A 20,655-nucleotide genomic window follows, 5' to 3' on the forward strand; every position below is an offset into this window, starting at 1 on the left:
TTTCCCGGCTCGCGTTCTCCCGGCCCGCGTTCTCCCGGTGCCGGCACCGGCCCCGGCTCGAGGCCGGCGGCCGGGCGGATGGCAGGATCGAAACATGCCCGAACAGCCACACCAGAGCGCCGAGCCCGGCGCCGGCCCGTACGACGCCCTGCTGCTGCTCTCCTTCGGCGGCCCCGAGGGACCCGACGACGTGCTGCCGTTCCTGGAGAACGTCACCCGCGGCCGGGGCATCCCCCGCGAACGGCTGAAGGAGGTCGGCAGGCACTACTTCCTGTTCGGCGGGGTCAGCCCGATCAACGCGCAGAACCGCGAGCTGCTGGACGCCCTCCGCAAGGACTTCGCCGAGCACGGGCTCGACCTGCCGGTGTACTGGGGCAACCGCAACTGGGCGCCGTACCTGACCGACACCCTGCGGGAGATGTCCGAGGCCGGCCACCGCAGGATCCTGGTGCTGGCCACCAGCGCCTACGCGTCCTACTCCGGCTGCCGGCAGTACCGCGAGAACCTGGCCGCCTCGCTCGCCGTGCTGGCCGAGGAGGACCGGCCGGTGCCGCGGGTGGACAAGCTGCGGCACTACTTCAACCACCCGGGCTTCGTGCGGCCGATGACCGAGAACACCCTGACCGCGCTCGCCGAGCTGCCCGCCGCCGTACGGGACGGCGCCCGGCTCGCGTTCACCACCCACTCGATCCCGACCGCCGCCGCCGACACCTCGGGACCGGTGCCCGGACACGGCGACGGCGGCGCCTACGTGGCCCAGCACCTGGACACCGCGCGGGTGATCGCCGAGGAGGTGCGGGCGGCCACCGGCGTCGAGCGGCCCTGGCAGCTGGTCTTCCAGTCCCGCAGCGGCTCGCCGCGGATCCCGTGGCTCGAACCCGACATCTGCGACCACCTCGCCGAGGTGCACGCGGCCGGCGCCCCGGCCGTGGTCATGGTGCCGATCGGCTTCGTCTCCGACCACATGGAGGTGAAGTACGACCTGGACACCGAGGCGGCCGACCGGGCCGCGGAGCTGGGGCTGCCGGTCAGCCGGGCGGCCACCGTCGGCGCCGACCCGCGGTTCGCCGCCGCCGTGCGCGAACTGGTGCTGGAGCGCGCCGCGACCGAACGCGGCCTGGCCCCGGCCCGCTGCGCGCTCGGCGCGCTCGGCCCGAGCCACGACATCTGCCCGGCCGGCTGCTGCCCGGCCAGGACCCCGCAGCCCGCCGCCGCCGGAACCGACTGAGGAGCACCGACACGTGAGCACCACCCCCGACCCGCAGACCCCCGACACCGCACAGCTGCTGGAGATCGCGCTGGAGGCGGCCCGCAGGGCCGGCGCCCTGCTGCGCGACGGCCGGCCCGCCGACCTCGGGGTCGCCGCCACCAAGTCCAGCCCGATCGACGTCGTCACCGAGATGGACATCGCCGCCGAGAAGCTGATCACCTCCTACATCGGCCGGCTGCGCCCGGACGACGGCTTCCTCGGCGAGGAGGGCGCGAGCAGCGACGGCACCAGCGGGGTGCGCTGGGTGATCGACCCGCTGGACGGCACGGTGAACTACCTCTACGGCCTGCCCTCCTGGTCGGTCAGCATCGCCGCGGAGTTCCACGGCACAGCGCTCGTCGGCGTGGTGGAGGCGCCGATGCGCGGCGAGACCTACCAGGCGGTGCTGGGCGGCGGCGCCCTGGTCAACGGGGTGCCCGCGCACTGCCGGACCGCGGTGGAGTTCTCGCAGGCCCTGGTCAGCACCGGCTTCGGCTACCTCAGCGAGCGGCGGGCGGCGCAGGCCGAGGTGGTCCGCACGCTGGTGCCGAAGTTCCGCGACATCCGGCGGGCCGGCTCGGCCGCCATCGACCTGGCCGACGTGGGCTGCGGGCGGCTCGACGCGTACTACGAGCGCGGCCTGAACCCGTGGGACCTGGCCGCCGGCGCGCTCTTCGCCCGTGAGGCGGGTGCGCTGACCGGTGGGCGGCCCGGAGCGCCCGCCTCGGGCGAGCTGGTGGTCGCGGCCCCGCCGGGGCTCTTCGAGCCGCTCCAGGAGCTGCTCGACGGCCTCGGCGCCTGGCACGACTGACCGGCGCCGCCCCCGGCCGTGCGCGGTGCCCGGCCGGGGCCCGCGGCCGGCCGCGCACCGCGCGTAGACATGCGAACGCCCCGGCACCTTCTCCAGGTGTCCGGGGCGTGCGGCTTGGGGGTCGACCGAGGTGGGAGCCGGGGTGGATCAGGCGACCTTGGGCCGTACGTCCACTCCGTGCTCGGCGGCGAGCCGCTGGAGATCCTCCAGCTCACCCTGCTCGACCTCGACGAGGAAGTCGTCGCCCGTCTCACGGGCCCGGCGCAGATCGGTTTCGGTGCTGTGTATGCGCTGCATGATTCCGGTGGTGAACGCGTCCATGGGCGGCCCCCTCGTCGTCTCCGGTTGACACGGGGTGTGTCAGCAGACCCACCGCGCGCGGGAAACGCGTGGCAAGGCCTCGTGGTTGGGTGTGCAGTCGGTCTCCCCACCCCGTCAGGAGCGGAAACCTCACCGGCCGGGTGAAATTCCGCGGGTCCGTCACTTACCGCCGATTTACCGCCCCGCGGTGCACCATGGGGTTGCATTCCCACAGCTCATGGAAGGAACAGCGCCTTGCGCGTACTGGTCGTAGAGGACGAGCAACTGCTCGCTGACGCGGTTGCCACCGGCCTGCGCCGCGAGGCGATGGCCGTCGACGTGGTCTACGACGGCGGCGCCGCCCTGGAGCGGATCGGGGTCAACGACTACGACGTCGTGGTGCTCGACCGTGACCTTCCGGTGGTGCACGGTGACGAGGTGTGCCGGCAGATCGTCGGCCTCGGGCTGCCCACCCGGGTGCTGATGCTCACCGCCGCCGGCGATGTCAGCGACCGGGTGGAGGGGCTTGAGCTCGGCGCCGACGACTACCTGCCCAAGCCGTTCGCCTTCACCGAGCTGACCGCCCGGGTCCGCGCCCTGGGGCGGCGTACGACCGCCGCCCTGCCGCCGGTCCTGGAGCGCTCCGGCATCCGGCTCGACCCCAACCGCCGCGAGGTCACCAGGGACGGCGCGGAGGTGCACCTCGCGCCCAAGGAGTTCGCGGTCCTGGAGGTGCTGATGCGCAGCGAGGGCTCGGTGGTCTCCGCCGAGCAACTGCTGGAGAAGGCGTGGGACGAGAACACCGATCCGTTCACCAACGTGGTGCGGGTCACCGTCATGACGCTGCGCCGCAAGCTCGGTGAGCCCGCGGTGATCGTCACCGTGCCCGGCTCCGGATACCGGATCTGATCGGCGTGGCCTCTCCGTCCCCGACCTCGCCGCCGCCCGCGCACCCCGCGCCGCCCGCCCCGCCCCGCCCGCTGTGGGACCCGCCGTCGGCGGAGAACCAGCCGCCGTGGCTGCGGCCGACCATCCGGATACGGCTCACCGTCCTGTACGGCGGGATGTTCCTGATCGCCGGCGTGCTGCTGCTGTGGATCATCTACCTGCTGGCGGCGCAGGCCATCCGGGAGGGCGGCCGCCTGCCGTTCTCGTTCGTCACCGCGCAGATCCAGTCCACCAACTGCTCATCGCTGCCGACCGGCAGCGATGTCACGATCGAGCAGTTCAAACAGGGGCTGAACGTCTGCATGGGGCACCAGCGCGACCTGGCGCTGAACACCCTGCTCAAGCGTTCACTGCTGGCGTTGATAGGGCTCGCGGTGGTCGCGTTCGCCTTCGGCTACGTGATGGCCGGCCGGGTGCTGGCGCCGCTCGGCCGGATCACCAGGACCGCCCGCGGGGTCGTCGGCTCCGACCTCAAGCGGCGGATCGAGCTCGACGGGCCCGATGACGAGCTGAAGGAGCTGGCCGACACCTTCGACGAGATGCTCGACCGGCTGGAGCGGTCCTTCGACGCCCAGCGCCGGTTCGTGGCCAACGCCTCGCACGAGCTGCGCACACCCCTGGCGATCAACAGGACGCTGCTGGAGGTCCAGCTCTCCGATCCGGACTCCTCGGCCGACCTCCAGCAGCTCGGCAAGACCCTGCTGGCCACCAACGAGCGCAGCGAGCAGCTGGTGGAGGGCCTGCTGCTGCTCGCCCGCAGCGACAACGCGCTGGTGGACCGCAAGCCGGTGGACCTGGCCGAGGCGGCCTCCCAGGCGCTCGACCAGACCCGCGCCGAGGCGCTGGCCAAGGGGGTGGAGCTGCGCGGCGGCGAACTGGCCCCCGCGGTGGTCCAGGGCAACGGGGTGCTGCTGGAGCGGATCGCGCTGAACCTGGTGCAGAACGCGGTGCGCTACAACGTCGCCTCGGACGGCTGGGTCGAGGTGCGCACCGTCGTGGAGGGCGGCCACGCGCTGCTCTACGTCTCGAATACCGGACCTGTCGTCCCCGCGTATGAGGTCGACAATCTTTTCGAGCCGTTCCGCCGGCTGCGCACCGAGCGGACGGGTAGTGACAAGGGTGTCGGCCTCGGCCTCTCCATCGCACGCTCGGTCGCCCGGGCGCACGGCGGAGTGATCGCTGCCGAGCCGCGCGAGGGCGGTGGCCTGGACATGAGGGTGGCGATTCCGTTGTGAACCGCGTCACGTGATCGAGCGGTGACGGTCCTGACCAGAACCTTCACGTGTTCGCTTTGCGAGTAATTTCCGAGTCTGCTCGGGCCTCGGACCGGTTGTGACCGACCCCACACGTACTCTTGGCTGCCTTTACACTCAGTGATCAAGGTGTCGGGAAAAAGACCGGAAAATCCATGTTTCCCCAGGTCATGATCACGGGAAGTACACGTACTGGCACCTGTGAGACGTGACTTTCGGACCACCACGTATCAAGATCGACTGCCCGTGCCGTCACCTCTTCGGGGGCGTCATCGGGTGTCGATTGAGTAACGGGCCTTGAAGTGAGGCAAAATCTCCCGCTCGGGTCGGGCACAAGTCCGGCCCCCCGCGCGTTACGTGCGCTGGAGACACCGCAGACACCCACAGGGGGAGAGCGAAAAATGGCTACTGATTACGACACCCCACGCAAGACCGACGATGACGTCAACGAGGACAGCATCGAGGAACTGAAGGCGAGGCGGAACGAGAAGTCCACCTCGGCGGTCGACGTCGACGAGTTCGACCAGGCCGAGTCCCTGGAGCTGCCCGGCGCCGACCTCTCCAACGAGGAGCTGTCGGTCCGCGTGCTGCCCCGGCAGGCGGACGAGTTCACCTGCATGAGCTGCTTCCTGGTCCACCACCGCAGCCAGCTGGCCGCGGAGAAGAACGGGAACCCGATCTGCCGCGACTGCGCGGCGTGACCCGCAGGCGCCCGTGACCGGCCTGCCGGAGGCCCACGAAGGCGACGAGCGAGGCCGGATGGCCTCGCTCGCGGCCAGCACAGCCACGGCCGCCCGCGGTATAAGCCGCGGAATCGGCCACAGCGGCGCCGCGCTGGGGCGCGGCGTCCAAAGAGGTGTGACCAGCGGGGCGCGCGCGGGAGGCGGCAAGGCACGGGCCGGAGTCGGCGCGGTCGCCGAGCGGCTGATCGACGTGGCCCCGCGGATCCCGGTCCGCGACCTGACCACCCTGCGCGCGCAGTTCCCCGGGCTCGGGCCCGAGGACATCGCGGACCGGCTGGTCGCCGCCGCGGTGAAGGGCACGATGACGGTCGGGGCCGGTGTGGGCGCCGCCGCGATGCTGCCCACCCCGCCGGCCATGCCGGCCGAACTGGCCACCGAGACCCTCGGCGTGGCCGTCGTGGAGTTCAAGCTCATCGCCGAGCTGCACGAGGTCTACGGCCTGCGGGTGCCCGGCTCGGTACGCGAGCGGGCCACCGCCTACCTGTGGTCCTGGACCGAGCAGCGCGGCATCGACGTACTGAAGCTGTCCACCGTCAACGTGGCGCTCGGCAGCAGCATGAAACGCGAGATGCGGCAGCGCCTGCTGCGCCGCTCGCTGCGCAACATGCCGACACTGACCCCGTTCATGATCGGCGCCGCGGTCGGCGCCGTGATGAACCGCCGCGACACCCGCAAGCTCGCCGAGCGGATCAGGCGCGACCTGCGGGCCACCCAGCTGCCCTGGCCCGCGCTGCCCGCCGAGCCCGGACCGTACGACCGGCCCGCCATCGAGGACTGACCCCGGGCGCCCCCGGACGGCTCACTCCGCCGGCCGGCCGGCCTGCTCCACCTGGCCGGGCTGCTCCCCGGCCCGCACCGACTCCAGCGCCGCCGCCAGCCGCTTGGGCGCCCTGGTGGACAGATACAGATAAGGCGTCGGGTCCGCCGGATCCGTCACCTCCACCTTCAGCGCCGTCGGCACGTACGAGCGCAGCAGCATGAACGCGCGCGGATCGGACTTGTACGACCGCCACGCCACCGCCTCCGCCTGGTCGAGCACGGTGGACGTGCCCAGCGCCGTCACCGGGATCCGCGCCTTGCCCGCGAGCAGCGAGCCGGCCACCACCCTGATCCGCGCCGAACCGTAGGAGCTGACCGCCATCATGGCCAGCGCCGCCCCGCCGACCAGCCCGGCCAGGATCGGCAGCGGGCCGAACGGGAACAGGATCAGCCCCATCGCGACGCCCACCCCCAGGGCGAGGATCCACCAGGAGCGCGGCACGGTCAGGCGTTCGTCGTAAGGCTGCATGGCACCAGACTGCCATGCGGTCCTGTGCTACCTGCCACGCAGCCGTGCCACCGCACGGGTGACGCGCGGCGGGGCGCCGCGCAGCCCGGTGGCCAGCTGCTTGGCCAGGTCCGACGCGGCCGTCGGGGTGACCGCGTCGAGCACGGCGGTGGACCTGGCGCCGCCGCCCACCAGATAGCGCGGCAGCGGATGCCGGGCGGTCAGCGCCCGGCGCACCGCCATCGCCACCGGCCGCGGCCCGGGCAGCTCGCGGGCCCCGCGCAGGCGCCGGCCGGCCGCCGCATACTGCTCGGTGTAGGCCGACGCCCGCTCGTCGGGCAGCAGTTCGGCGCCGGTCCGCCAGATCCCGGTGCCGTACGAGCCCGGCTCGATCAGCGTCACCTTCACCCCGAACGGCGCGGTCTCCATCCGCAGCGCGTCCGTCACCGACTCCAGGCCGCGCTTGCTCGCGCAGTACCAGCCGAGCATCGGCAGCGACACCCGGCCGGCGATCGAGGACACGTTGACGATCCGGCCCGAGCCGCGGTCCCGCATCGCGGGCAGCACCAGCCGGGCGATCCTGGCCGGGGCCACCAGGTTGGTCTCCAGCTGCCGGCGCACCTGCTCGTCGTCCACGTCCTCCACCGCGCCCGGCTGGGCGAACCCGGCGTTGTTCACCACCGCCCACGGGCCGCCGCCGGTCATCGTGGCGATCCGGGTGAACCCCCGTACGCAGGACGTCGGATCCGCCACGTCGAGCAGCACCGTGCGCACCGCCGCCCCGGTACGGGCCACCGCCGACTCCAGCGCGGCCCCGCTCTCGTCGCTGCGGACCGTGCCGATCACGTCGAAGCCGTGATGCGCCAGCTCCAGGGCGATAGCGCGGCCGATTCCGCGGCCGGCTCCGGTGACGACGACGGTTCTGGGGTTCATCTGCGCTCCGGTGCTGCTCCGGTGGTACGGGGGCGGGCGCCGGTCCGGCACCCCGGGCCCCGGGCACGGTCGCGGGGCGGGCGGCGCCGCGGGGCCCCAGGGACCAACGGACACCGGCGGGGAAAGGATCCCGTAGGAGGGTAGGGTCTCGGGCGTGAGTGCAGCCACGACATCCCAGGGCGGCAGGCGGCCGGGTCTGACACCGCCGCCCGACGCCACCGCGCCCGTACGGCATCCCGAGGCCCCCGCGCCGGGCGAACTGCTCGGCGCGCACTACGACCAGTGCTTCGGCTGCGGCGAGACCCAGCCGCACGGGCTGCACCTGGCGGCCAGGGCCGGCGAAGGTGTCAGCGTCACCGCGGAGTTCACCGTGCAGGCCGCCCACCAGGGCGCGCCCGGCCTCGCGCACGGCGGGGTGCTGGTCGCCGCGCTGGACGAGACGCTCGGCTCGCTGAGCTGGCTGCTGCGGGTCATCGCGGTCACCGGCCGGCTGGAGTCGGACTTCGTGCGCCCGGTGCCGGTCGGCACCACGCTGTTCCTGACCGCCCGCTGCGAGGCGGTGGCGGGACGCAAGATCTTCAGCTCGGCCGAGGGGCGGATCGGCGGCCCCGACGGGCCGCTGGCGGTCCGCGCGGACGCGCTGTTCGTCGAGGTCAAGCTCGACCACTTCACCAGCAACGGGCGGCCGGAGGAGATCCAGGCCGCGATGTCGGACCCCGACCAGGTCAAGGTCGCCCGAGCCTTCGAGGTGAACCCGTGAGCCGCCCCCCGGTGGACGTACTGCTGCGCCGCCTCGACGACTCGGTGCCGGTGCCCTCGTACAGCCATCCGGGCGACGCCGGCGCCGACCTGACCACCACCGAGGCCGCCGAGCTGGCGCCGGGGGAGCGGACGGTGCTGCCGACCGGCATCTCGATCGCGCTGCCCGACGGCTACGCCGCCTTCGTGCATCCCAGGTCCGGGCTCGCCGCCCGCTGCGGTGTGGCAATGGTGAATGCCCCGGGAACGGTGGATGCCGGGTACCGTGGAGAGATCAAGGTGATCGTCGTCAATCTCGATCCGCGCGAGAGTGTGCGATTCGAGAAGGGCGACCGGATCGCCCAACTGGTCGTCCAGCAGGTCGAAAGGGTCCGCTTCCACGAGGTGGCGGAGCTGCCCGGCTCTGCCAGGGCCGCGGGGGGCTTCGGCTCCACGGGGGGTCATGCCGCGGTGGAGACGCCGTCGGCTGACACGTCCAGATACGGATACGCATCGGTCGTAGCAGACCGGGAAGGACAGTGACCGTGTTCCGTCGTCGCAAGGAGCGCGAAGACGCCCTCGACGAGTTCGACGAGGCCGAGGGCCCTGACGAGCTGGCCGAAGGCCCCGACGAGCTGGCCGAGGACACCGGGGAGTCCGACGACTCCGGTGACCGGTACAACCTTCCGCCCGGCCCGCGGCCCGACGGCCCGTGGGACCTGAGCGAGGTCAGCGAACCCGGCGAGGGCCGGGTCGATCTCGGCGGGATGTTCGTACCCGGAGTCGAGGGCATGGAGCTGCGGGTCGAGGTGGCCGGCGAGTCCATCGTCGCCGCGACCGTGGTGCTGCGCGACAGCGCCGTACAGCTCCAGGCGTTCGCCGCCCCCAAGTCCGAGGGGATCTGGGGCGAGGTGCGGGAGGAGATCGCCTCCGGCATCACCCAGCAGGGCGGCATCGTGGACGAGCTGGAGGGCCCGCTCGGCTGGGAGCTGCGGGCCCAGGTGCCGGTACAGCTCCCCGACGGCACCAACGGCGTGCAGATGGTGCGCTTCATCGGCGCCGACGGCCCGCGCTGGTTCCTGCGCGGGGTGATCTCCGGCCAGGGCGCCGTACAGCCCGCCGCGGCCGGCGTGCTGGAGTCGGTCTTCCGCGACACGGTGGTGCTGCGCGGTGACTCCCCGATGGCACCGCGCGACCCGATCGTGCTGAAGCTGCCGAACGACGCGCAGATGGTGCCCGACGGCGCCGCGCCGGCCGAGCAGGCCGAGCCGTCCAAGTTCGGCGACGGCATCGACCCGATGCGGCGCGGCCCGGAGATCACCGAGCTGCACTGAGCGGGTCGCACCGAACCGGTCGCACCGACCGGCGCACCGAGGCTCTGACCGGCTCGGACCTGTGTGAACGGGTCCGGGCCGGATCTGTGTCCGCGGGTCCGCCGGTGCGGGCGCGCGTGCCCGCACCACGTCGGTGATGTTACGCAATACCGCAAATTGCTTGCTCTATGCGGAAATTGACGTACCACTTGACTGAAACTATTGCACATCCCCTGGGCCGCCCAGTACGGTCGGCCGCCGGGGGCCGGAGGGGCCACCGGTTTCCACGGGGGTGGCTCGGCGCATGGCGAAGACGGACGTGACGCCGCGGCCGGGACGGCAGGGCGGCGCTCCGGCCACGCCCGCGGCGGTCCGCAGCGGCACCCACCACGTGGTGGTCCTCGTCGCCGCCGCGCTGGCGATCCTGCTGTCCGCCACCGTCCTGGCCTCGCTCGCGGCGCTCGCCGACCACTCGGTGCAGGCCGCCGTCCAGCAGCGGCTGAAGGGCGACCCGGACACCACGGTCGAGGTGATGGGCCACTACCGGCCGCAGGACCTGGCCGCCGGCGACCGGGCCGCCCGTGGCGCCATCGAGCGGGTCTACGGCGGGGTGCCGCAGACCACCTACGCGGCGCTGCGTTCCCCCGTCTCGCTCTCCTCGGAGTTCTCGGCGATCGACAGCGGCGGCGCGGTGCTCAACGGCGGCTCGTTCGTCGTCGTCGCGCTCCCGGCGCCGCAGCGCGCCGCCCGACTGGTGGCCGGCTCCTGGCCGAAGGACACCGGCGGCGGCCCCGCGCAGACCGCGCTCACCCGGGCCGCCGCCGCCCGGCTGGGACTGTCGGTCGGCGACGAGTTCTTCCTCCAGGTGACCACCGCGGAGCGGGCCCCGATGCGGCTCAGCGGCATCTACCAGCCCGGCACCGCGCACCCCGGCGTGCTGAACGGCCTGACCAGCTCCTTCGGCACCCCCGACGGCATCGCCCTGGTCGCCACCGGCGCCTTCACCGCCGACCCCGGCATCGCCGGCGACGCGCTCGCGGTCTGGATCGGCGAACTCGACCCCGGCGGGCTGAGCCTGGGCGGGATCGGCGGGCTGCGCGACCGGGTCGCGACCTTCTCCAACAGCGACACCGGCCTGTCGGTGTTCCAGGGCCGGCCGCCCACCCTGAAAGACGCCTTCGCCACCTCCTCGATGGCCGACGTCCTGGACTCGCTGGCCGCGCCGATGGCCGTCGCCCGGGCCGGCATGTACATCCCGGCGGCGCTGCTCGCCGCGCTGGCCACCGCCGCCCTGGTGCTGACCGCCCGTCAACTGGCCGAGGCCCGGGCCGGCCAGCTGGCGCTGATGGGCGCCCGCGGCGCCGGCGCCGCGCGGCTGCTGGGCGCCTCCGCGGCGCAGTGGGCGCTGGTCGCGGTGCCCGCCGCGGTGGCCGCGCCCTTCCTCGCCGGGCCGCTGCTGCACGGGCTGCACGGCGCCGGACTGCTGCACGGCGACCTGCCGCGCTCCGGCACCACCGCGGCCGGCTGGACGGCGGCGCTGCTCGCGCTCGTCGTGCACGGCCTCGCGGTGCTGGTCCCCACCGCCCGGCAGGCGGTGGACCGCAGGGGCGGCTCGCGGCTGCGGCTGCGCGGCGCCAGGGCCGCCGCCTTCCAGCGGGCCGGCACCGACGTGGTGCTCGCCGCGATCGCGGTACTCGGCTGGCTCGAACTGCGCCAGTACCGCACTCCGGTGGCCGTCGGCGGGATCAGCGGCACCTCGGTCGACCCGGTACTGGTCCTCACGCCCGTGGTGATGACCGCCGCCGCGACCCTGCTGTCGCTGCGGCTGCTGCCGCTGGCCGCGCCGCTGATCGACCGGGCCGCCCGCAGGTCGGCCGGCTTCGTGCTGCCGCTCGGCGGCTGGCAGGTCGGCCGCCGGGCCGCCCGGCACACCGGCCCCGCGCTGCTGATGACGCTCGCCCTGGCCGTCGGCGCGCTCAGCGTCACCGCGCTGGCGATCCTCGACCACGGCGCCCACGACCAGGCGGCCTTCAGCACGGGCGGCGACCTGCGGATCACCCCGCCGCTGGTGGCCTCGGGGCAGGTGCCGCCCACCGGTCAGCGGGCCGCCGCCTACGCGGCGCTGCCCGGCGTCGCCGCCGTCACCCCGGTCACCGACGTGCAGATGCAGCGCGGTTCCGACTCGCTCGACCTGGCGGGCGTCAACACCACCGCCGCGCTCGCCGCCCGGCGGGGCGGCGGCAGCAGCCTGCCGGCCATCCGCTCCGACCTGGCCGCCGGCCGGCCGGCCGCGCTGCTCGGCCGGCTGCGCGACGGCGTGCCCGACCAGGGCTACCCGATACCGGGCCGGCCCACCGAACTGCCGCTGGACGTAGGGCTGTCCGTCTCCGGCAAGGGCACGGTGGCCACCCCGCTGCTCACCGTCACCGTCGAGGACGCCGACGGGCTGACGAGCGACATCACCGTCCCGACACCCGTCACCGGAGGGCCCGCCCGCACGGTCACGGTGCCGCTGGCCTTCACCGGCCGGCCGCGGGCGACCCGGCACTATCCGCTGCGGATCACCGGGCTGGCGCTGGCCTTCCCGCAGCCGCACATGCGCCGCACCTACCGGCTCACGATCGGTTCCGCGGTCGTGCCGGACGGCGCCGCCTGGCGCGACCTGACCACCGCCGCCTACAGCCCGGACGGCTGCGGTGACCCGGAGGGGCCCGGCAGCGACACGAACACCGCGCCTCACCTGTGTTCGAGCAAGGTCAGGCCCGGCATGCTCTTCTCCGGCGTCGTGCGCGGCCCCGACCCCGACCCCGACGCGCACACCTGGGCGTTCGGCCTCGGCCCCGTACCGGCCCGGGTCGTGCCGCCGCTGCCCGCCCTCGCCGACGACACGCTGCACGCCACCGGGGAGTTCGAGACCGGCTCGGTGGTGACCGTCGTCGGCAACCGCAACACCAGGATCAGGATCAAGGTGATCGGCCGGATCAGCGCGGTGCCCGGCTTCGACCGCTCCAGAGGCCGGCTGCTGGTGGACTCCCGCGCGCTGACCGCCGCCCTGGTGGCCGCCGGCGGCGATCCGCCGCCCCCCGACGACTTCTGGCTGCTGTCCGCCCGGCACGGCGACACCGGACCCGCGGCGGCGGCGCTGCGCCGCGACCCGGCGTTGGGAACCGCCACCACCCTGGCGCAGACCCAGAAGGCGATCGCCGACGACCCGCTGCAACGCGGCACCCGCTCGGCGCTGCTGCTCTGCCTGATCCTGGCGCCCGCCTTCGCGGTGGTCGGCTTCACCCTGCACACCGCGATGTCGGCCAGGTCGCGGCGCGGGGAGTTCGCACTGCTGCGGGCGATCGGCGTACGGCGGCGGCAGCTCGCGGCGCTGCTGTGGACCGAGCAACTGGGGCTCGCGCTGCTGGCGGTGGTCGTCGGCACGGCCCTGGGCACCGCGCTGGCGGTGGTGATCATGCCGCTGGTCAGCGTGGACGACCAGGGGCAGCCGGTCTTCCCGCACCTGGTGGCGCACGTGCCGTGGGCCCGGGTGGCGCTGGTGGCCGTCGGCACGGCGGCGCTGATCGTCGCGGTGGTCACCGCGCTGGCCCGCGCCTTCGCGCGGGTGGACCTGGTACGGGTGCTGAGGGCGGGGGACGAGGGATGACGCGGGACGCATCGGGACGACGTGACCCCGCCGGCGGTCAACTCCGGGGCGCCGGTGGCGGATCGGGCGCCGGGGGCCCGGTCGGCCTGCTGCTGCGGCCGGTGCGGGAGGCCGGGCAGCGGCTGCTCGATCCCGACGTCCGGCGCGAGGCCCGCGGTGAACTGCCGCTGCTCGCCTGCCTGCTGGCCGTCGTGGCACTGCTCACCCTGATCACGGCCGCCGGGCCGCCGCTGCTCGACCGCTGGGCGGGTGACGCGCTCAAGGCCCGGTTCACCGCCGCGGCCCGGCTCGACCCGATCATCCGGCAGAGCGTCGTGCTGCACGCCGTGGACATCGGCGATCCGCAACCGCAGCCCGACCCGGCGCGCAGCACCCTGGGCGACGACCTCGGCACCGTCACCAAGGAACTGCTCAGCGGTGCGAAGCCGCCGCTGTCCGGCCTGCTGCGGCACGAGTCCGCCCGGGTCGAGGTGCCGGTGGCGGCCACGCAGCTGAACGGGGCCAGGGTGAATCTCGGCCTGCTGTGGGCCGACGACGCCCCGGCCAGGGCCAGTTACGTCCAGGGCGCCCCGCCGGGCCGGCCGACGATGACCTCGCCGCTCCCGGTCGCCTTCTCCACCACCGTCCGCGACCAGTTCCACCTGCGGCTCGGGCAGCGCTTCTCGCTCAGCCCCAACGTGGCGAAATACCACTCGGACGCGGTGGTGACCGGCTTCTTCGCCGCCCCGGCCGCCACCGACGCGGCGCCGCTGTGGCACGACGAACCGCTGCTCGTCCACCCCACGCCCGGGGCGAAGGCATGGCAGGCCCAGGCGGTCGTCGACGCCGCGTCGCTGACCGCGGTCCAGGACGCCGTGCGCGGCGAACGCGACCTGGTCATCGTGTGGCGCAGCACGCTGCGGATGTCCGGCCCCGACGCCGCCGGGCTCGCCACCCCCGGCGGCCTGCTGCGGCTGCGCAACGCCGCCGCCGACTTCGACCTGGCCACCGCCGACGCCTACTGCCCGCAGGCGATGGGCGGCTACGACTCCGGCTGCCTGATCGGGCAGACCGAGGTGACCCAGCAGGACGCCAGCCAGGTCACCACCAACGACACCATCCCGCAGGTGCTCACCCCCTTCGCCACCGCCCGCGCCCAGGCCCGCACCCTGGAGTCGTTCGCAATTGCCGGGCTGCTCGCGGTCGGCCTGGCCACCGTCGTCGTCACCGCGCGGCTCGCCGTCCACCGCAGGGCCGCCGCCCAGGCGATGCAGCGCGCCCGCGGCGCCTCGCCGACCGACCTCGCGGTGGTCCGGCTGGCGCAGACCGCGCCCGCCGCGCTGCTCGGCCTGCTGGTCGGCTACGGCGCCGCGCTGCTGGCCGTCCCGGCCGGCAGCGGGCTGGGGTCACCGCTGCCCGCGGTCGCGCCGGCCGCCGTCGCCTGGCTGACGCTGCCCGCGCTCACCCTGGTCGCGGCGCGCGACCGCGGCCGGCGCGGGGAGCGCCCGCCGGCCGCCCGACGGCTGATGATCGAGGGCGCGGTGCTGCTGCTCGCGGTGGCCGGAGTGCTCGCCCTGCGGGCCCGCGGCACCGGGCAGGGCGGCTTGGACGTCCGGCTGGCCGTCGTACCGGCCCTGCTCGGCGTGGCCACCGTCATCCTGCTGATCCGGGTCTACCCGCTGCCCGTACGGCTGCTGTCCAGGGCCGCGGCCGGCCGCCGCGGCACGATCGCGCTGATCGCGCTGTCACGCGCGGCCCGGGAGGCGTCGGGGCAGGCGCTGGCGCTGCTCGTCCTGGTGACGACGCTGTCCACCGCCGTGTTCGGCGGCATGGTCTCGCGGACGCTGGCCGACGGCAGCCGGGACGCGGCGGAGTGGAGCACGGGCGCCGACGCCTCGGTGATCGGCGCCGGCAAGGCGGGCACGCCGGAGGGCGACCTGGCGGCGCTGCCCGGGGTGGACCGGGCGCTGGCGGTGCGCAGCGCGGTGAGCGAGCTCACCAGCACCACCGACGGCGCCCGCTACAGCATCATGCGGATCGCCGGACTCGACGCGAAGGCGCTGCATACCTCCGTGCCGGACTCGCCCGCCGCCCGCTCGCTGATCGCCGCGGGCCTGGCCGGCCGGCCGCGGCCCACCGCGGCCGGCGGCCACTACGTCCTGCCCGTGCTGGCCACCGCCGACTTCGCCACCGGGCACATCGGTGAGACCTTCGGCTCCAACCTGCTCAGCGGCAGGGTCTCGTTCCGGATCGTCGGCCTGCTCGACGACTCCGCGCGCCGCGATCCGGCCCTCGGCCCGCTGCTCAGCACCGGGCAGCACGACGCGGGCCGCGGCGAGGCCGCCGACAGCAGCACCGCGCTCGCCGCGAACAGCCCGCTGGTCCTGGCGGACGCGAGCGCGCTGAGCGTGCTGCCGCAGCACGACATCGACAACAGCGCGGTGCTGCTCTACGGGCGGCACGTCCAGGCGGGCGCGGTACGGGCCGTCGGCGCCGCCGTCGCCGGACCGACCGGCGAGGTGCGGATCAGGTCGGAGGCGCTGGCCGCGGCCGACCAGGACGGGCTGCTGCACGGGGTCCGCAAGACGTTCGCCACCAGCACCGCGCTGGCCGTCCTGCTGGCGCTGCTCGCCCTGGTGCTCGAACTGCTGCTGTCGGCGCGGGACCGCGGCCGCACCGCGTCCCGGCTGCGTACGCTCGGGCTGCCGACCCGGGGCATCGCCGCGCTGAACATGCTGGAGCTGCTGCCGATGGTGCTGGCCGCGGTGGCCGGCGGGCTGGCGCTCGGCCTGGCACTGCCCGGCATCCTCGGACCGACGCTGACGCTGCGGGAGTTCACCGGCGGGCCCGCCGCGCCGGCCGCCCGCACCGACTACCTGCTCACCGCCGGGCTCGGGTTCGGCCTCGCCGCGCTGGTGGCGGCGGCCGTCGCCACCGAGACCTGGGCCGGCCGCCGCCGGGGCCTCGGCACCGTACTGCGGCTGGGGGACACCGTATGACCGGGGGAGACCGGATGAACGACAAGGCCGAGACCGCCGACCTCGCCGCCCTCCAGGCGCGGGCGATGGCCAGGTCGGCGCCCGAGCCGGAGCCGGGGCTGATCGTCTGCGACAACCTGGTGCGGGTCTACCGCACCGAGGGCGTCGAGGTGCAGGCGCTCCAGGGCCTCGACCTGACCGTGGACGAGGGGGAGGTGCTCGCCATCGTCGGGGCGTCCGGCTCCGGCAAGTCCACCCTGCTGGGCATCCTGTCGGGGCTCGACCTGCCCACCGCGGGCCGGGCCAGGGTCGCCAGGCACGACCTGCTGGCGATGAAGCGCCGCGAACGCCTGGACTACCGGCGCGGCACCGTCGGCTTCGTGTGGCAGCAGACCTCCCGCAACCTGCTGCCATACCTCACCGCGCAGGAGAACGTCATGCTGCCGATGGGCTACGCCCGCATCCCGCGCGCCCGGCGGGCCGCCCGGGCAGCGGAACTGCTCGGCATGCTGGGCGTGGCCGACTGCCGGCACCGCCGGCCGGGACAGCTGTCCGGCGGCCAGCAGCAGCGGGTGGCCATCGCGGTGGCCGGGGCCAACGACCCGCGGGTGCTGTTCGCAGACGAGCCGACCGGTGAACTGGACACCGCCAGTGGCGAGGAGGTCTTCGCCGCGCTGCGCCGGGCCAACGAGGAACTGGGCGTCACGGTCCTGATCGTTACCCATGACGCGCTGGTCTCGGACCAGGTGAGGCGTACCGTACGAATACGCGATGGTCGTACCGCGACCGAAGTGCTGCGCCCTTCCGCCGGGACCGCGGGTTCCGGCGAGGAGTACGCGGTACTCGACCGGGTGGGGCGGCTCCAGTTGCCGCGCGAGTACACCGAGCGGTACGGACTGAGCCGCCGGGTGCGGCTGACCACGGAGCAGGATCACATCGGTGTCTGGGCCGACGACAGCGGGGGCCCGGAACAGGACGCGGCAGCGGCCGGCGGCGAGGACGGGGACAGGGCCCCTGGCCCGGCACCGGCGGGCCAGGACGGGGAGGACGACGCATGAGCGAGCAGACCACGGAGTCGGGGGCGACCGCCGTCGCGGACGGGCCGCAGTCCGGCGAGATGGTGGTGGTGCACGATCTGCGCCGCACCTACGGCAGCGGGGAGACGGCCGTCCACGCGCTGCGCGGGGTCTCCTTCTCGGTGCCGCGCGGTGAACTGATCGCTCTCAAGGGCCGCTCCGGCTCCGGCAAGACCACCATCCTCAACCTGGTCGGCGGCCTCGACACCCCCGACGGCGGCCGGATCACGCTGGACGGCACCGACCTGGCGGGCCTCGGCGACGACGAGCTGCTCGCCCTGCGCCGCGACCGGATCGGCTTCGTCTTCCAGTCCTTCGGCCTGATCCCGATCCTCACCGCCGCGGAGAACGTCGGCGTGCCGATGCGGCTGCGCAAGGTCGCGCCGCGCGAGCGCGAGGAGCGGGTCGAGCTGCTGCTCGCGCTCGTCGGCCTGGCCGACCACGCCAACCAGCGCCCGGGGGAGCTGTCCGGCGGCCAGCAGCAGCGGGTGGCCATCGCCCGAGCGCTGGCCAACCGCCCGGCGCTGATCATCGCGGACGAGCCCACCGGGCAGCTCGACGCGGACACCGGCCTCGCCGTGATGGAGCTGCTGCGCGCGGTGGTCCGCAGCGAGGGCGTCACCGCGCTGGTGGCCACCCACGACACGCAGCTGCTGGCGCTGGCCGACCGGGTGCTGGAGCTGCGGGACGGCACGATCGTCGCCGACGACTGACGCGGCGGCGTCAAGACGCCGTCAAGGTGAACCCGGACAGCCTCCCCGGACCGATCTGTCCGCTTCGTTCGTTCTATGGTCGAGCCATGGCACGCGGCACGTTGCGGATCTACCTGGGGGCCGCCCCCGGCGTGGGCAAGACCTACGCCATGCTCGCGGAGGCACACCGGCGCGCCGAGCGCGGCACGGATGTGGTGGTCGGCTACGTCGAGCACCACCGCCGGCCGCGCACCGAGGTGATGATGCACGGCCTGGAGGAGGTCCCCCGCAAGGCCGTGCACCACCGGGGGGCCGAGTTCACCGAGATGGACGTGGACGCGATCCTCGGCCGCGCCCCCGACATGGTCCTGGTGGATGAGCTGGCGCACACCAATGTGCCGGGTTCGCGCAACGCCAAGCGCTGGCAGGACATCGAGGAGCTGCTCCAGGCGGGCATCGACGTCGTCTCCAACGTCAACATCCAGCACCTGGAGTCGCTCGGCGACGTGGTGGAGTCCATCACCGGCGTCAAGCAGCGCGAGACCGTGCCGGACGAGATGGTCCGCCGCGCCGACCAGATAGAGCTGGTCGACATGTCGCCGCAGGCGCTGCGCCGCCGGATGGCGCACGGCAACATCTACGCCCCCGACAAGGTGGACGCGGCGCTCTCGCACTACTTCCGGCCCGGCAACCTCACCGCACTGCGCGAGCTCGCGCTGCTGTGGACCGCCGACCGGGTCGACGAGTACCTCAAGCAGTACCGCGCCGACCACCGGATCTCCGCCGCCTGGCAGGCCCGCGAGCGGATCGTGGTCGGGCTGACCGGCGGCCCCGAGGGCCGCACCCTGATCCGCCGGGCGGCCAGGATGGCCGCCAAGGGCTCGGGCAGCGAGATCCTCGCCGTGCACATCGTGCGCAGCGACGGCCTGGCGGCCGGCTCCACCAAGGAGCTGAACGTGCAGCGCACGCTGGTGGAGGACCTGGGCGGGTCGTTCCACCAGGTGGTCGGCGACGAGGTGCCGGACGCGCTGCTCGACTTCGCCCGCGGGGTGGACGCCAGCCAGATCGTGCTGGGCAGCAGCCGCCGCAAGACCTGGCAGTACGCCTTCGGGCCCGGCGTCGGCAGCACCGTCGCCCGCGAGTCCGGCGACATCGACGTCCACATCGTCACGCACGCCTACGCCGCCAAGGGCCGCGGCCTGCCCGCCGCCCGGGGCGCCAAGCTCGGCAGGTCCCGGGTGCTGGCCGGCTGGCTGACCGGCGTCCTGGGGCCGGTCCTGCTGACCGTGCTGCTCACCCACTGGCACGCGGGCATCGGCCAGAGCACCGTCATGCTGCTCTTCCTCACCCTGACCGTGGCCGCCGCCCTGGCCGGCGGGCTGCTGCCGGCGCTGGTCTGCGCGCTGGCCGGCTCGCTGCTGCTGAACTACTACTTCACCCGGCCGACGCACTCGTTCACCATCGCGCAGCCCGAGAACATCATCGCCATCGTGATCTTCGTGGTGGTCGCGGCGGCGGTCTCCTCCGTGGTGGACCTGGCCGCCAGACGCACCCAGCAGGCCGCCAGGCTGCGCGCCGAGGCGGAGATCCTGTCGTACCTGGCGGGCAGCGTGCTGCGCGGCGAGAGCTCGCTGTCGGCGCTGCTCGAGCGAGTCAGGGAGACCTTCGGCATGGAGGCGGTGGCGCTGCTGGAGCGGGCCGGCGAGCACGAGCCGTGGAAGTGCGCCGAGGCCGTCGGCGGCACCCCCTGCGTGCGCCCCGAGGAGGCCGACGTCGAGGTGCCGGTCAACGACCGGCTGTCGCTGGCGCTGACCGGCCGGGTGCTGCCCGCCGCCGACCGCCGGGTGCTGTCCGCGTTCGGCGCGCAGGCGGCCGTGGTGCTCGACCGCATGCGGCTGGCCGACGAGGCAGGGCAGGCCAGGGACCTGGCCGAGGGCAACCGGATCCGCACCGCGCTGCTCGCGGCCGTCTCGCACGACCTGCGCACCCCGCTGGCCGGCATCAAGGCGTCGGTCTCCTCGCTGCGCTCCGCCGACGTCGCCTGGTCGCCGCAGGACGAGGCCGAGCTGCTGGCCGGCATCGAGGACGGCGCCGACCGGCTGGACCACCTGGTCGGCAACCTGCTCGACATGTCCCGTCTCCAGACCGGCACCGTCACCCCGCTGATCCGCGAGGTGGACCTCGACGAGGTGGTGCCGATGGCGCTCGGCGGGGTGCCCGAGCACAGCGTCACCCTGGACATCCCGGAGAGCCTGCCGATGGTCGCCGTCGATCCCGGCCTGCTGGAGCGCAGCGTCGCCAACGTGGTGGAGAACGCCGTCAAGTACAGCGACCCCGAGGACCAGGTCCTGGTGGCCGCCAGCGCGCTCGGCGACCGCGTCGAGGTGCGGGTGGTCGACCGCGGCCCCGGCGTCCCCGAGAAGGCCAGGGAGCACATCTTCGAGCCCTTCCAGCGGTACGGGGACGCGCCGCGCGGCACCGGGGTCGGGCTCGGCCTGGCCGTGGCGCGCGGCTTCGCCGAGGCGATGGGAGGCACACTGGTCGCCGAGGACACCCCCGGCGGCGGCATGACCATGGTGCTGACCCTGCGCGCGGCCCCCGGCGGCCGGCACGACCGCCCCGACCTGCCGGCGACGGCCCTCACATGAGCGCCGGGGGCACGGGCGGGCGTAACAGTGAACGTCGTCCCGGCGACCAGGCCGGGGACCAGCGGAAGAGGACGC

The 20,655-nt window shown here is 74.1% G+C and carries 17 protein-coding genes; 14 read left to right on the forward strand and 3 right to left on the reverse strand.

Annotated features, from left to right (window positions below; all coding sequences use genetic code 11):
- Positions 1-94: 94 nt before the first annotated feature.
- Together ACQPW6_RS32275 and ACQPW6_RS32280 are read left to right on the forward strand one after the other, a co-directional pair.
- Entirely contained in the window at positions 95-1,228 is a 1,134-nt protein-coding gene (locus tag ACQPW6_RS32275) for a ferrochelatase (RefSeq protein ID WP_433893242.1), read from the forward strand.
- A gap of 13 nt (positions 1,229-1,241) precedes the next feature.
- The gene (locus ACQPW6_RS32280; protein WP_433893243.1) at positions 1,242-2,060 is read left to right on the forward strand and encodes an inositol monophosphatase family protein; all 819 of its coding nucleotides are present in this window, start codon (positions 1,242-1,244) and stop codon (positions 2,058-2,060) included.
- Positions 2,061-2,207: 147 nt separating this feature from the next.
- Here ACQPW6_RS32280 and ACQPW6_RS32285 read toward each other — a convergent pair whose 3' ends face one another.
- The gene (locus tag ACQPW6_RS32285; RefSeq protein WP_433893244.1) at positions 2,208-2,381 is read right to left on the reverse strand and encodes a hypothetical protein; all 174 of its coding nucleotides are present in this window, start codon (positions 2,379-2,381) and stop codon (positions 2,208-2,210) included.
- Positions 2,382-2,615: 234 nt separating this feature from the next.
- On the opposite strand from ACQPW6_RS32285, the gene ACQPW6_RS32290 reads away from it, so the two are divergent.
- From ACQPW6_RS32290 to ACQPW6_RS32305, 4 genes are all read left to right on the forward strand, one after another.
- Positions 2,616-3,269, forward strand: a complete 654-nt coding sequence (locus ACQPW6_RS32290) for a response regulator transcription factor (protein ID WP_433893245.1) — start codon at positions 2,616-2,618, stop codon at positions 3,267-3,269.
- 5 nt (positions 3,270-3,274) lie between these two features.
- A complete protein-coding gene (locus ACQPW6_RS32295; RefSeq protein ID WP_433893246.1) occupies positions 3,275-4,543 on the forward strand; it encodes a sensor histidine kinase in 1,269 nt (422 codons plus the stop codon).
- 419 nt (positions 4,544-4,962) lie between these two features.
- Positions 4,963-5,262: a DUF4193 domain-containing protein gene (locus ACQPW6_RS32300; RefSeq protein ID WP_103884889.1), complete on the forward strand. Its 300-nt coding sequence runs from the start codon at positions 4,963-4,965 to the stop codon at positions 5,260-5,262.
- Positions 5,263-5,419: 157 nt separating this feature from the next.
- The gene (locus ACQPW6_RS32305) at positions 5,420-6,082 is read left to right on the forward strand and encodes a hypothetical protein (RefSeq protein ID WP_433893247.1); all 663 of its coding nucleotides are present in this window, start codon (positions 5,420-5,422) and stop codon (positions 6,080-6,082) included.
- A gap of 21 nt (positions 6,083-6,103) precedes the next feature.
- Here ACQPW6_RS32305 and ACQPW6_RS32310 read toward each other — a convergent pair whose 3' ends face one another.
- Positions 6,104-6,592 (reverse strand): DUF3093 domain-containing protein, encoded by a 489-nt coding sequence (locus ACQPW6_RS32310; protein ID WP_433893248.1) that lies wholly within the window; start codon positions 6,590-6,592, stop codon positions 6,104-6,106.
- A 27-nt stretch (positions 6,593-6,619) separates the two neighbouring features.
- Positions 6,620-7,504, reverse strand: coding sequence for an SDR family oxidoreductase (locus ACQPW6_RS32315; protein WP_433893249.1), 885 nt, complete (start codon positions 7,502-7,504; stop codon positions 6,620-6,622).
- Positions 7,505-7,658: 154 nt separating this feature from the next.
- Here ACQPW6_RS32315 and ACQPW6_RS32320 point away from each other — a divergent pair, with 154 nt between their 5' ends.
- The 8 genes from ACQPW6_RS32320 (at position 7,659) to ACQPW6_RS32355 (ending at position 20,580) form a co-directional block, all read left to right on the forward strand.
- Entirely contained in the window at positions 7,659-8,264 is a 606-nt protein-coding gene (locus ACQPW6_RS32320; RefSeq protein ID WP_433893250.1) for a PaaI family thioesterase, read from the forward strand.
- Positions 8,261-8,785 (forward strand): dUTP diphosphatase, encoded by a 525-nt coding sequence (gene dut / locus ACQPW6_RS32325; protein WP_433893251.1) that lies wholly within the window; start codon positions 8,261-8,263, stop codon positions 8,783-8,785. The genes ACQPW6_RS32320 and dut overlap by 4 nt, the downstream gene beginning before the upstream one ends.
- Positions 8,786-8,787: 2 nt before the next feature.
- On the forward strand, positions 8,788-9,576 hold the full coding sequence (locus tag ACQPW6_RS32330) for a DUF3710 domain-containing protein (protein ID WP_433893252.1): 789 nt from the start codon (positions 8,788-8,790) through the stop codon (positions 9,574-9,576).
- Between the two features lie 283 nt (positions 9,577-9,859).
- Positions 9,860-13,207 (forward strand): FtsX-like permease family protein, encoded by a 3,348-nt coding sequence (locus ACQPW6_RS32335; protein WP_433893253.1) that lies wholly within the window; start codon positions 9,860-9,862, stop codon positions 13,205-13,207.
- Positions 13,204-16,185, forward strand: coding sequence for an FtsX-like permease family protein (locus ACQPW6_RS32340; protein ID WP_433893254.1), 2,982 nt, complete (start codon positions 13,204-13,206; stop codon positions 16,183-16,185). The genes ACQPW6_RS32335 and ACQPW6_RS32340 overlap by 4 nt, the downstream gene beginning before the upstream one ends.
- A gap of 14 nt (positions 16,186-16,199) precedes the next feature.
- Positions 16,200-17,222, forward strand: coding sequence for an ABC transporter ATP-binding protein (locus ACQPW6_RS32345; RefSeq protein WP_433893255.1), 1,023 nt, complete (start codon positions 16,200-16,202; stop codon positions 17,220-17,222).
- Positions 17,219-17,953, forward strand: a complete 735-nt coding sequence (locus ACQPW6_RS32350) for an ABC transporter ATP-binding protein (RefSeq protein WP_433893256.1) — start codon at positions 17,219-17,221, stop codon at positions 17,951-17,953. The genes ACQPW6_RS32345 and ACQPW6_RS32350 overlap by 4 nt, the downstream gene beginning before the upstream one ends.
- Positions 17,954-18,039: 86 nt before the next feature.
- On the forward strand, positions 18,040-20,580 hold the full coding sequence (locus ACQPW6_RS32355) for a DUF4118 domain-containing protein (RefSeq protein ID WP_433893257.1): 2,541 nt from the start codon (positions 18,040-18,042) through the stop codon (positions 20,578-20,580).
- The last annotated feature ends 75 nt before the right edge of the window (positions 20,581-20,655 follow it).

It is taken from the genome of Streptomyces sp. CA-111067 (genome assembly GCF_050956065.1).
In the GTDB taxonomy this organism is placed as follows: domain Bacteria; phylum Actinomycetota; class Actinomycetes; order Streptomycetales; family Streptomycetaceae; genus Actinacidiphila.

What these genes read in the sequence shown, in the direction of transcription:
- ACQPW6_RS32275 (WP_433893242.1), top strand. Translation starts at nt 95, where the DNA reads ATGCCCGAACAGCCACACCAGAGCGCCGAGCCCGGCGCCGGCCCGTAC.
- ACQPW6_RS32285 (WP_433893244.1), bottom strand. Translation starts at nt 2,381, where the DNA reads ATGGACGCGTTCACCACCGGAATCATGCAGCGCATACACAGCACCGAA.
- ACQPW6_RS32300 (WP_103884889.1), top strand. Translation starts at nt 4,963, where the DNA reads ATGGCTACTGATTACGACACCCCACGCAAGACCGACGATGACGTCAAC.
- ACQPW6_RS32310 (WP_433893248.1), bottom strand. Translation starts at nt 6,592, where the DNA reads ATGCAGCCTTACGACGAACGCCTGACCGTGCCGCGCTCCTGGTGGATC.
- ACQPW6_RS32315 (WP_433893249.1), bottom strand. Translation starts at nt 7,504, where the DNA reads ATGAACCCCAGAACCGTCGTCGTCACCGGAGCCGGCCGCGGAATCGGC.
- ACQPW6_RS32335 (WP_433893253.1), top strand. Translation starts at nt 9,860, where the DNA reads ATGGCGAAGACGGACGTGACGCCGCGGCCGGGACGGCAGGGCGGCGCT.
- ACQPW6_RS32340 (WP_433893254.1), top strand. Translation starts at nt 13,204, where the DNA reads ATGACGCGGGACGCATCGGGACGACGTGACCCCGCCGGCGGTCAACTC.
- ACQPW6_RS32345 (WP_433893255.1), top strand. Translation starts at nt 16,200, where the DNA reads ATGAACGACAAGGCCGAGACCGCCGACCTCGCCGCCCTCCAGGCGCGG.
- ACQPW6_RS32350 (WP_433893256.1), top strand. Translation starts at nt 17,219, where the DNA reads ATGAGCGAGCAGACCACGGAGTCGGGGGCGACCGCCGTCGCGGACGGG.
- ACQPW6_RS32355 (WP_433893257.1), top strand. Translation starts at nt 18,040, where the DNA reads ATGGCACGCGGCACGTTGCGGATCTACCTGGGGGCCGCCCCCGGCGTG.